General features: G+C 66.0%; 7 protein-coding genes. 1 reads left to right on the top strand and 6 read right to left on the bottom strand.

The genetic code is table 11. The annotated features are described in order from the left end of the window. Positions 1-40: 40 nt before the first annotated feature. On the bottom strand, positions 41-925 hold the full coding sequence (gene prmA, locus SJI00_RS16995; RefSeq protein WP_322462865.1) for a 50S ribosomal protein L11 methyltransferase: 885 nt from the start codon (positions 923-925) through the stop codon (positions 41-43). A gap of 171 nt (positions 926-1,096) precedes the next feature. Between prmA and SJI00_RS16990 the strand changes: the two genes are divergently transcribed. After that, entirely contained in the window at positions 1,097-5,011 is a 3,915-nt protein-coding gene (locus SJI00_RS16990; protein WP_322462864.1) for a dermonecrotic toxin domain-containing protein, read from the top strand. A gap of 54 nt (positions 5,012-5,065) precedes the next feature. Here the strand turns inward: SJI00_RS16990 and accC are convergent, their stop codons facing one another. The 5 genes from accC to SJI00_RS16965 form a co-directional block, all read right to left on the bottom strand. Beyond that, a complete protein-coding gene (gene accC / locus SJI00_RS16985; RefSeq protein WP_322462863.1) occupies positions 5,066-6,421 on the bottom strand; it encodes an acetyl-CoA carboxylase biotin carboxylase subunit in 1,356 nt (451 codons plus the stop codon). A 17-nt stretch (positions 6,422-6,438) separates the two neighbouring features. After that, a complete protein-coding gene (accB, locus tag SJI00_RS16980; protein ID WP_322462862.1) occupies positions 6,439-6,894 on the bottom strand; it encodes an acetyl-CoA carboxylase biotin carboxyl carrier protein in 456 nt (151 codons plus the stop codon). Between the two features lie 95 nt (positions 6,895-6,989). Further along, positions 6,990-7,442 (bottom strand): type II 3-dehydroquinate dehydratase, encoded by a 453-nt coding sequence (gene aroQ, locus SJI00_RS16975; protein ID WP_322462861.1) that lies wholly within the window; start codon positions 7,440-7,442, stop codon positions 6,990-6,992. A gap of 174 nt (positions 7,443-7,616) precedes the next feature. Further along, positions 7,617-9,398 carry a protein-disulfide reductase DsbD gene (gene dsbD, locus SJI00_RS16970; RefSeq protein ID WP_322462860.1) on the bottom strand — a complete coding sequence of 594 codons (1,782 nt, stop codon included), beginning with the start codon at positions 9,396-9,398 and terminating at the stop codon, positions 7,617-7,619. A gap of 459 nt (positions 9,399-9,857) precedes the next feature. Continuing rightward, on the bottom strand, positions 9,858-11,819 hold the full coding sequence (locus tag SJI00_RS16965; protein ID WP_322462859.1) for a methyl-accepting chemotaxis protein: 1,962 nt from the start codon (positions 11,817-11,819) through the stop codon (positions 9,858-9,860). Positions 11,820-11,976 lie beyond the last annotated feature (157 nt).

Here is an 11,976-nt window from a genome sequence, read left to right as displayed (position 1 = left end):
ATCGCCCGGGTTGGCCATGCCCAAAAGGCACTGGCTGCTGTCAGGCCACGCGGCGGCGACCGCTGATCCGCACCCAGCCTTCACGCTCGACGATCGGGTCGAGCTCGAAGTCGGCCGCGTAGGCCGCCGCCACGTCCTCGCCTTGCTCGGCAAGAATGCCCGACAGCGCCAGCAGGCCGCCGTCGCGCACCAGCCCGGCCAGTTGCGGCGCCAGCGAGACCAGCGGCCCGGCGAGGATATTGGCGACCAGCACGTCGGCTTTCATCGCCGGCATCTGCTCGGGCAGGTACAGCGCCAGGCGCTGTTCGGCGATGCCATTGCGCCCGGCGTTGTCACGCGAGGCTTCCAGCGCCTGCACGTCGATGTCGGTGCCGACTGCATCGGTGGCGCCGAGCAGCAGCGCTGCGATGGCAAGGATGCCCGAGCCACAGCCGAAGTCCAGCACATGGCTGCCTTCAAGTTCCTGGCCATCGAGCCACTCCAGGCACAACGCCGTGGTGGGATGGGTGCCGGTGCCAAAGGCCAGGCCTGGGTCGAGCAACAGGTTGACGGCGTCGGGCTGCGGGGCCTCGTGCCAGCTGGGTACGATCCACAGGCGACGGCCAAAGCGCATGGGCTGGAAGTTGTCCATCCAGCTGCGCTCCCAGTCCTGGTCCTCGATGACCTCGGCGTGGTGCTCGGGCAGCTCGGCATCGGTCAGCAGGCGCAAGTGGGCGAACACCGCCTGGGGTTGTGCGTCGGCCTCGAACAGGGCCAGCAGGTGGGTGTGCGACCACAGCGGGGTGGTGTTGAGATCCGGTTCGAAGATCGGCTGATCTTCGGCGTCCATGAACGTGACCGACACCGCGCCAACTTCGAGCAGCGCATCTTCGTAGGTTTCGGCTTGTTCCGGGCTGATGGCCAGACGTACTTGCAGCCAGGGCATGGCGGGCACCTTAGAGAATTCGACAGGGCAGCGGGCGCTGCGCAAAGCGCGCAGTCTACGCCAGGCGCTGTGAGATGGGGAACTACCCGGCCAGCGGCGCAGCAATAAATAGCGCACGTGCAGAGGGCTGGCCGGGCAGTTTTCAGCCCTCATCCTGCTGGAGCATTTGCCATGACCACGCCAACGTCCACACCACTGACCCCTTCTGCCACCGCCGCCACGTTGGACCGCCTGGTCGACTGGGCCGCGCACGTCGAAGCGCGGCTGCGTACCCAGATGAGCTTTCTCGATGTCCTGGAAGAGCAGGTCGGCGTCGAGCTGCGCACTTATTTTCCAGGTCCCGTCGATCCCCGTTTCGTTCAGGACATGATCGACGCGGCCCTGCAGCGGCACATCACCGAGCAGCCGTTCGCCTATGACGAAGCCGAACACGCGCCGTGGCGCTGGGACGGCCAGGTCACCCAGGAGATTCCGGCGTGGCGCCGTGAAATCATCGTGCAACTGGTGGAAAGCCTCGGCAGTCGCCTGCTGGACTTTTACGACGACGCCCTGCGCCGCCACTGGAGCGCAACGCCTGCCGATGTCACAGAACCCGAGGCCTATCGACTGTGCATCGAGGCCTGGCTGGCGGCGCACCGCGCTGAACTGCACACCGCCCTGCAACCTGCCGCCTTGGCCACGCTGGACGCCGACGCCGCGCGCGCGGTGATCGAAACCCTGCAGCAGGCCTGGCACGGGCAGGCCGTGCTGCTCAACCTGGCCACCGCGCAGGAGCGTGAGGCCATCGACCGTTTGATGAATGCGCAGTTGCCAGATTGGCGCAAATCGCTCGATGAGCCACAACACGCGCGATTGCGCGAGGCCCTGGCACTGTGGAGCGCCGCGCAACAGCGCACCTGGGGGTTACTTTCAGGCGTGAGCACCCTGCAGGCCTACGTTCATGACCAGGTCAGCGAGGCGCTGCGTGAGCGCTTTGACAACCCACTGTCACCGGACCTGATCAGCGTCCGACTGTTGCGCAAGGATGCCGCCGGCAGCCCGCCTCTGCAGGCCACCCTGACCGAGCTGGCGAGCCGCGGTGCGCTTGATCTCGACCAACTGTACGACGTAGCAGGCACCCGCAGCCAGGTGCGCCTGGGCGAGGCACCCAGCGCTGCCCAGGTGCAGTCGCTGGTGTCCGACACCGATCATCTGGCGGGCTACCTCGGGGCCATGCGCGCCCGTCATCAGCAGGCAGACGTGCACACCGCCCTGCTCGATGCCGCCGACCTGGCCCTGAAATACAGCGCGTTGCTGGCCCATTTCGCCGGTCATCTGCCGACGGTCCAGTATGAGCGGTTGCTGCAGGCCGTGAGCGGGACTGCGGCCGGCGCCTCGGTCAGCGGCGTGCGGTTGTTCGACGCGCTGTGCAGCGACCTTCTGCTATTCACCCTGGCTGACGAGCTCGGTGCGTTTCAGAGCGCGTTGCTCTATGCACCGGCCAAGCCCGACGCTCAGCAATGGATAGTGTTGCGCTCGTTGCGCGCGCTGAACCAGGAGCTGGGCGGCTGGATGGCAAGCGCCGCAGGGCGGGCCTACCTGCTCGCGCAGATGCCCATGGCGCAGCGTGAAGCCGTGGCCCTGCAGATGGAGCAGGTGGCAGACAAGCCCCAGGACTGGTCCCTGCAGCAAGACCGTCGACACCGCTTTGCCGACTACCGCAGCGCCCTGGCGCACGGCGTTCAGGCGCGCTTGCAGGCCCGTGAAGACGAGGTGCAACGCAGTGTGGTGCCCAGTTGGTACAGCGGCTTGAGCCTGGACGAACAACGCGCCATCACGCTGCTGCGGCAACAGGCTCGTCACGCTGAGCAGGCGTTTGCCGACACCCTCCACGGTTGGCAGAGCTTCCAGCACTACGCGCGTACGGCCGTGGCCCAGGCAATCGAGCCGTACCTGCGCAGCCAAGGGGTGACAGAGGCCGTGGACCCCGAGTCGATCATCATCGATTACCGGCCAGGCCTGGCCGATGGCCGCCTGGCGTCGGTCAATCTGGTGGACCTGGTGTGTTTCGGCTACGACGACAACACGGGCATCGACCATCCCGACAGCGGTGTGCGCTCGGCGGTCGGCCAAGACCTTTCGGCGCTGCGCAGCGCCGACCTGGCCCGCTATGCGCGCAGTGCCTATCTGGGGGATGCGTATGTGGCAATGATGCGCGCCCGTTACCTGCTGCCCTCGGCCGCCGACTATCGAGCCCGGCAACACGCTTTCGCCCATGCGCTCGTCGCCGGCATGGGCCGCGACCTGCGCATGGCTTCGGCGCAGGGGCAGATCAGTGACACGGTGTACGCAGGGCTGCTGGCGCGGGTCAATGCGCTGGCCGCCACGGTGACCCTGGACATCCCGCAGGACACCGCAGAAACCGTGCTCGACACCCCGGGGCTGGTGCGTCTCACCGTGGATGACGCGGTGGTGCTCGGTGTCTACGTCTTTCGCCTGGTCGTGGCCGGGGAGGCCGACGACTGGCTGTACACCGCCGACGCGCCCGACGGCGTCTTGCTGCGCCGCTACAGCGAGCTGGACGCGGCAGCGGGCGGTACGCTGCGCAGCCACCTGCTGGCACGTACCCGGCTCAGCCAGCAAGCCCGGGTGCTCAGCCGGCTCAAGGCGCTGGCCGCCGGCAGCGGCCACCGCGATGCGCTGCGCCGCGTCAACCAGGTGGTGGGGCTGGCGGGTGAGTACGACCGCTACATCGAACACGCACTGGCCGATGTCGAGGACGCCACCAACAGCCACGCCGAGGTGGTGCGTGGCCAGGTCATCAAAGGTCTGATGTTCGCCGCGCCGCTGAGCATGGTCTATCCACCGTTCGCCCTGTTCATCGGCGCCTGGTTCGTGGTCGCACCGTTGCGCGAGGCGGTCATCGCCCACAGCAAAGGCGATACCACGCGGGCGCTGCAGGCCTGGCTCGAGGCCTCATGGGGCGCACTGGGGCTGGTGTTGCAGTTGCCTGGCGCGAGCCTCAAGGCGATCAAACCGCTGTTCAACGACCTGCGCCACCAGCTGATTCGACCGCGCGCGGCGGTCAGCCTCGCGCCCCAGCGGCCAACGATGCGCTTCGATCCGCAGTGGGCGCTCAAGCGTGCGCCTGAAGGCGTTCAGGCGGTGGCCGAGGAAGGCATCTGGGCCGGCACCTGGCGTTCGCCGGCAACGGCGCAGGCACCGAGGGGCGAACATTTCATTCGCCACCAGGGCCGTTTCTTCAAGGTCGAGTACGACACCGCCCAGAGCACCTTGCGCGTGCTCAAGGCCAACAACCCCGGCAGCTATCACCATGAGGCGGTGACGCTCGGCCCGCAGGGCCGCTGGCTGGCCAACAGTACCGGGCTGCGTGGCGGTGCGCCGGCACGTGATGCCGGGCGCATCACCGCACCGCGGCAGATCACCGGCGGGGCAGGCCATCCGGACAATCAGCGCGGCGCCCTGCAAGGCGAAGCAGTGGTCGCGCGGTTCGTGCCGGAGACGGCCGACAACTACCTGTTCACCCTCAACGTACAGAGCTGCGTTGCAGTCTCGCTGTACAACCCGGTGACCCGCGCCGGCGCCGTGATCCACTTCGACCACAACATCAAGCCGCTCATCGAGCAGTCGGTGCGCGGGGTGCTGGCGCGTCTTCGCGTGCAGGCTTCAGAAAAGGTCACGGCAGTCATGGCCGGTGGGGACTGGTTGGGCGGCGACAGCATCGGCGCACCGGTGCGTGCGGTGCTGCGCCAGAACGGCCTGCGCCCGAGTTGGGAGCACTGGTCCTATTCGAGTTGCCTGGGCAACACCTACGGCATGACCCTCGACCTGCGCACCGGTGTAACCCGGGTCTACACCACGAACGGCGATCTGGTCGACAGGGTCCTGACCCCGCTCATGCGCTCGGCCCAGCAAGGTGCGCATGGGCCGCTGGCCCTGCGCGCGCAACAGTTCATGAGCCGGGTGCGCTCCGAGCCGCTGCGCCAGGGCAGCGATGGCATCGTGCGCAACAGCGCGGGTCACGCAGTGGGCAGCGCTCACTACCAGCACCACGCCATCGCGGTGGTGGAGGCTGCCGGGTTCTGAAACGAAACAGCCCCGGCGCAAGGCCGGGGCTGTCGTCATCGCACTGCTGCTCGATCAGTCCTGGTTAGCCAGTTTGTGTTCGAGGTAGTGGATGTTGACGCCGCCTTTGCAGAAACCTTCATCACGCACCAGGTCGCGGTGCAGCGGGATGTTGGTCTTGATGCCGTCGACGACGATCTCGTCCAGGGCATTGCGCATGCGCGCCATGGCTTCTTCACGGTCTTTGCCATACACGATCAGCTTGCCGATCAGCGAGTCGTAGTTCGGCGGAACCGAGTAGCCACTGTACAGGTGCGAATCGACGCGCACGCCGTTGCCGCCTGGCGCGTGGAAATGCTTGACGGTGCCGGGGGAGGGGATGAATTTCTTCGGGTCCTCGGCGTTGATCCGGCATTCCAGCGAGTGACCACGGATGACCACATCTTCCTGGCGATACGACAGCTTGTTGCCTGCGGCGATGCTGAGCATCTCCTTGACGATGTCGATGCCGGTGACCATTTCCGAGACCGGGTGCTCGACCTGGACGCGGGTGTTCATCTCGATGAAGTAGAACCGACCATTCTCGTAGAGGAACTCGAAGGTGCCCGCACCGCGGTAGCCGATCTCGATGCATGCGTCCACGCAGCGCTTGAACACTTCCTGGCGCGCAGCTTCGTCGATGCCCGGAGCCGGTGCTTCTTCCAGCACCTTCTGGTGGCGGCGCTGCAGCGAGCAGTCACGGTCACCCAGGTGAATGGCGTTGCCCTGGCCGTCGGACAGCACCTGAACTTCCACGTGGCGTGGGTCGGTCAGGAACTTCTCGAGGTAGACCATCGGGTTGCCGAACGCCGCGCCTGCTTCGTTGCGCGTCAGCTTGGCCGAGGAAATCAGGTCTTCTTCCTTGTGCACAACGCGCATGCCGCGACCACCGCCGCCGCCAGCGGCCTTGATGATCACCGGATAGCCAACCTGACGCGCGATCGCAAGGGCTGCGTCTTCGTCTTCGGGCAGCGGGCCGTCGGAGCCCGGTACGGTCGGTACGCCCGAGGCGATCATGGCGTGCTTGGCCGAAACCTTGTCGCCCATCAGGCGAATGGTGTCGGCTTTCGGGCCAATGAAGGCGAAGCCGGATTTTTCCACCTGCTCGGCAAAGTCGGCGTTTTCAGCCAGGAAGCCGTAGCCAGGGTGAATCGCCGTAGCGCCGGTGACCTCGGCCGCCGCGATGATCGCCGGGATGTGCAGGTAGGACTTGTTGGAGGCCGCCGGGCCGATGCAGACCGACTCGTCGGCCAGACCCAGGTGCATCAGTTCGCGGTCAGCGGTGGAGTGCACGGCGACGGTCTTGATGCCCAGCTCTTTGCAGGCACGCAGGATGCGCAGGGCGATTTCACCACGGTTGGCGATCAGGACTTTTTCGAGCTTCCCAGACATCGTTGGCTCTCCGCGCTTCAAACGACGGTGAACAGCGGCTGGTCGAACTCAACCGGCTGACCGTCTTCCACCAGGATGGCATCGATGACGCCGCCGATGTCGGCTTCGATGTGGTTCATCATCTTCATGGCTTCGACGATGCACAGGGTGTCGCCTTTCTTGATGCTCTGGCCCACTTCTGCGAAGTTCGGCGAGGTCGGCGACGGCTTGCGGTAGAAGGTGCCGACCATTGGCGAGCGAATCACGGTGCCTTTGAGGACCGGGGCTGCTGCATCAGCAGGCGCGGCAGCCACGGCTGCAGCAGGGGCTGCGGCCGGTGCGGCCATCGGCGCAGGGGCGTAGAACTGCTGGGCAGCCGGGGTCTTGCTGTGACGGCTGATACGGACGGACTCTTCGCCTTCCTTGATCTCCAGCTCGTCGATGCCAGACTCTTCCAGCAGCTCGATCAGTTTCTTGACTTTACGGATATCCATTAAGCGACTCCCAGGATTCGGTCGGGGATGTAAGTTGAAAACGTATCAGCAACGTTTAGTCGAGGCCGTGGCCCCAGGGCCACGGCTTTGTGTCATCAGGGCTGTGCGTGCGCAGCCAGGTGTTCGAACGCGGACTCCAGGGCCAGGCGATAGCCGGTGGCGCCCAGGCCGCAGATAACGCCTACCGCTACGTCGGAAAAGTAAGAGTGATGACGGAACGGTTCGCGTTTGTGCACGTTGGACAGGTGCACTTCGATGAATGGGATGCTCACCGCCAGCAATGCGTCACGTAACGCGACACTGGTATGGGTAAAAGCAGCCGGATTGATCAGGATGAAGTCGACGCCTTCGTCACGCGCGGCGTGGATACGCTCGATCAACTCGTACTCGGCATTGCTCTGCAGGTACTGCAGGTGATGGCCTGCGGCGCGTGCGCGCTGCTCCAGGTCCTGATTGATCTGGGCCAGCGTAGTGGCGCCATAATGGCCAGGTTCGCGGGTGCCCAGCAGGTTCAGGTTGGGGCCATGCAGCACCAATAGGGTTGCCATCTGCGATTCCTTGGTTTTGTAGGGCAATTCGACATAGCGCGGCGACTATGCCGCAAACGATTGTGAGTGTCCAGTTCCCGGCAATAGTCAGCACGATGTCCGAGGTTCGGCCAAAGTACGTGACTGAAAGCTCGGAATTGGTCATTTTTTCACGTTGGGCGCGAGATGCCGGCGTCAGTGCCCGAGTTTGTCAGCCACTCGGTTCAGCACTGCGGCGAAGTCCTCGGCGTTCACTTCACCTACCACACGTTCTGCACGCAGTTCGTCGCCGTTCGCTGCAAAGAACAGCAGGGCAGGTGGGCCGAACAGACCGTAACGGTCGAGCAGGGCGCGTTGTTCGGCGTTGCTCTGGGTGATGTCCAGGCGCAGCAGAGTGAAGGCGTCCAGGTGGGATTGCACGGCCGGGGCGTTCAGCACCTCGTGCTCGATCACCTTGCAGCTGATGCACCAGTCGGCGTACCAGTCGAGCAGTACCGGCTGCCCGTTGGCCTTGGCCTCGGCCAGTGCAGCGTCGAGCGCCGCTGGGGTGCTGAGGGTCTGCCAGCGGCTTTCGCTGACGGCTTTCGCCGCCGAGCCGGGCGCTGCCGCGCTGGGCAATGGCCGCAGCGGGTCACCCTGGCCGCTCAGCGCGCCGTACCAGCAAGCCAGGCCGTAGCTCAGCAGCAGCAGGCCCAGCAGTTGTGCCAGGCGCTGGCGCGGGGTTTTTACCTGCGCCCACTCCAATGTGCCAAGAAACAGCGCCACACCCACTGCCAGCAAGCCCACCAGCAGCAAGGTGGCCGGCCCCGGCAGCACGCGGCTGAGCAAGCCGATGGCCAGGCCCAGCAACAGCACGCCCACGGCATGCTTGACCGTGTTCATCCATGGCCCGCTCTTGGGCAGCCACGCCGCGCCGCCGACACCGATCAGGACCAGCGGCGCGCCCATGCCCAGGCCCAGCGCAAACAGCTTCAGCGCGCCGCCCAGGGCATCGCCGCTGGCGCTTATATAAAGCAGCGCCCCTGCCAGCGGCGCCGACACGCAAGGCGATACCAGCAAGCTCGACAACACCCCCAGCACCGCCGCACCCAACAGCGAGCCGCCGCGGGTACGTTGCGCATAACCATCCAAACGCTGGTTCAAGGCCTGCGGCAACTTGATTTCGAACACGCCGAACATGGCCAGGGCAAACACCGCGAAGAACGACGCAAAGGGCACCAGCACCCAGGGCGATTGCAACTGCGCCTGCAGGTTCAGGCTGGCGCCGAACAGCCCCATCAGCGCGCCCAGCACTGCAAAGCTCGCCGCCATCGGCACCACGTACGCCAGCGACAACGCCAGCCCGCGAGCGCCGCCCACCTGCCCGCGCAACACCACACCGGAGAGAATCGGCAGCATCGGCAATACGCACGGGGTGAAGGTCAGGCCCAGGCCGGCCAGGAAGAACAGCGCCAGCGATTTCCAGTTCCAGCCCTCGGCTGTTGCAGCCGCTGCTGAATCAGCGCTTGGGCCATCGCCCGGGATGCTCAGGCGTTGGCTTTGCGGCGGGTAGCACAGGCCTTTGTCGGCGCAGCCTTGATAACCCACCAGCAAGGTGAAGGCGCTTGTGGCGCCTTGGCGCGGCACAGTGATATCGGTGACGCCGTGGTACACCTGCACATCGCCGAAGAATTCATCGTGTTTGGGTTCGCCGGGCGGAATCTGTGCGCTGCCCATGCCCGCATCGGCCGGCTCACTGCGGAACTGGAAGCGATGCTTGTACAGGTAGTAGCCGTCGGTGGCGACGAAACGCAGGGTGATGTTCTGCGCGTCGGCCTTGACCAGGCTCAGTTGGAAGGCTTGCTCGACCGGCAGAAAGTCGGCCTGGTTACTGGAAGACGCCGCGCCCAACGTGGCGCTCGGGCGACTGTCGAGCAGTCCGGCAGCAAATACAGGGCTTGCCAGCAGCAGAATCAGCAGGAAAAACAGGCGGCGCATGACGGACTCGCAAGGTGGAACGTGCGCGCATCATAGCGGAGTTGTTTGCACGGGTCATGGAGGCAGGTCAGGCAGAGGGGCGAGCGCTTCAGCGCCTCGCTGGACTGCAAGGGCCCGCCGCGTGGATTCGAGCCACGCCTGCTGCGCGCCCCTCGTCGTCTTGGTCCGTTTGTGCGTCTGAACGCTCGGGTGCCGGGGGATAGGGCTGCTTTGCCGCCCATCGCGGCAATAGCCGCTTGTACAGCGCGCGCGGTGGGCAGGTTCGTTCGGTCTCCAGTGCGTACTCGCGTCTCGCGAAAAAGCAGCCCCTGTAGGCGGCTATTGCCGCCATGGCCGGCACAACCGGCCCCATTCAGGCACCGCGCAACAGCAGGCAAACAGAGGTGGCGGCCCTGGATCGGCTTTGCCGGTCTGCTACAGGCCTGCCCACCCGCGCGATGCGTTGCAGCGAGCGGACACCTACACCCGAAACGCCCGCACCGCAGTGTTCAGCTCGCCCCCCAACCGCAGCAACTGGCCACCTTGCTCGCGCCCCTCGCCGATGCGCTGCAGGTTGTCGTGACCCAGTTCATGAATCCGCTCGCTGTGCCCGCGAATCTCGCTCACCGCGCCGCGTTGCTGCGCGGTGGCATCGGCGATGCGCACGGCGGTCTCGGCGATGGTGGCGATGGCGCGGACGATTTCATCCAGCGCGCCATCGGCCGCTTCGGCCTGGCTGGCGGTGTGGCGGGCGTGCTCAAGTTGGGTGCGCATGCCCTCCACCGACTGCCGGGCGGCCTGCTGCAAGCGGTCGATCAAGCGCTGGATTTCGCCCGTGGCGCCGGTGGTGCGCTGCGCCAGCGAGCGCACTTCGTCGGCGACCACGGCAAAGCCGCGGCCCATGTCCCCGGCGCGGGCGGCTTCGATGGCGGCGTTCAGGGCCAGCAGGTTGGTCTGCTCGGCAATCGAACGGATCACTGTCAGCACCCCGCCAATGGTGGCTGACTCCTCAGCCAGTTGTTCGATGCTGCGCGCGTTGCCCTGCACCTCGTCGACCAAAGTGCGCAGCCCCGACAGGCTGCCGCCGATCACCCGCTGACCCTGCTCGACCGCGCTGCCGGCAGCCTGGCTGGCGTTGGCCGCAGCGCTGGCATCACTGGCCACCTGGACGATGGTGGCTTCCAGCTCGCCCAAGGCATCGCGAATCTGCGCGGTATCACTGGCCTGGCGCTCGGCGCCGTCGTGCAGGGCGCTGCTCATGTCGGCCAGGGCGTGGCTGCTGCCGCCGACCTGCTCGGCGTGATGGCGCAGGGTGCCGACCAGCTCCACCAAGTAGTGTCGCAGGCGGTTGAGCGACGCTTGGATATCGTGCAGCTCGCGGTTGGTGCGGCCCAGCGCGATGGTCTCGGCGAAATCCCCCTCGGCCCAGCGCGACAGCGCCGGGGCCAGGTTGCTCAAGGTGCGGGCCAGGCGCCGCTGCAAGGCATCGATCAGCAGCGCGATCAGCAGGATCAGCGCGATCATCACCCCCTGCAGCGTGCGCACCTCGCCCTGGATCTGCCCGTGTAGCGCGCGGACCTGCGGCTCCAGCGCGGCGATTGCCTGTTGCACGGCATCGAGGCGTTGTTGCGTGCTGGCGGCCAGGGCACTGCGTTGCTCGATCTGCGCGCGGGTGCGTTGCAGCTCGGCCGGATAACGGCCGAGCAGGCTCTGCAGTTGCCGTTTGAGGTCGACGCCGCTGTCTTGCGGGGCGTTTTCTGCCTGGCTCTGCAACCCCATCAGGGCGGCAAAATCGTCGGCACTCGACTCGGCAGGTGCGGATACCCCGAGCAACGGCAGGGCATCGATCAATTGCGCCTGGACGCTGATCGATTGCAGCTCGCGCTGCACCTCGTCGGCGAGTTCAGCGCGGCCACTGCTGACCAGCTTGTCCCGGGCCAGCGACAGCCGGCCCAGGTGCACGGCCGCGTCCAGCAACGGTGCACGGTAGCCGTCGGCCTGGACGGCGGTGCCGCCGTTGGCATAACGCGCGAGTTGCTCAAGGTTGGCGCCCAGCTCGCGTTCGGCCTGGAGCAGCAGCGCCTGAGGGTTGCCGGCCAGCTTGCCGGCGGCCAGCAAGTCGTTCGCAGTGAACGCCTGGAGGCTGTTCACGCTCGGGTGCAGGCTATCGGCCAACGGGCTCGGCCAGGTGGCGAGGTTCTCCTGCAACTGGTCGATGGCGTGTGTGGCGGCCGCATGGCGCACCGCATCACCACTGCCCAGGTAGGCCTGAATGTTGCCCGCGCTGCCGGCCTGGAACTGCTGCGCCAGCGCCAGATAACGCTCCATCATCTGGTACGGGCGTTGCAGTGCTTGCTGCGACCACCACAGGGTCGCGCCCAAGGCGATGCACACGGTTATCAGCAGCAAGGTATTGAGATTGGTCAGCAGCTTGAGGCGCATGGCCGTTCATTTCCGGCAGGGGATGACGGCGCTGACAGTATGGCCAATCCATGACCGATTGATGACGACCGGGGTTTGGCGTCAGAAATAAGTGGCTAATGGCTATCGCCCCGGTTTGCAGCCTCCTTAACGGGCCATGTAGGCGCGAGGTTGCTCG

This window comes from Pseudomonas gebzensis (genome assembly GCF_034427815.1).
GTDB lineage: Bacteria > Pseudomonadota > Gammaproteobacteria > Pseudomonadales > Pseudomonadaceae > Aquipseudomonas.
The sequence above is the reverse complement of the archived record's forward strand: the minus strand, read 5'-3'. Positions and strand labels throughout refer to the sequence as shown.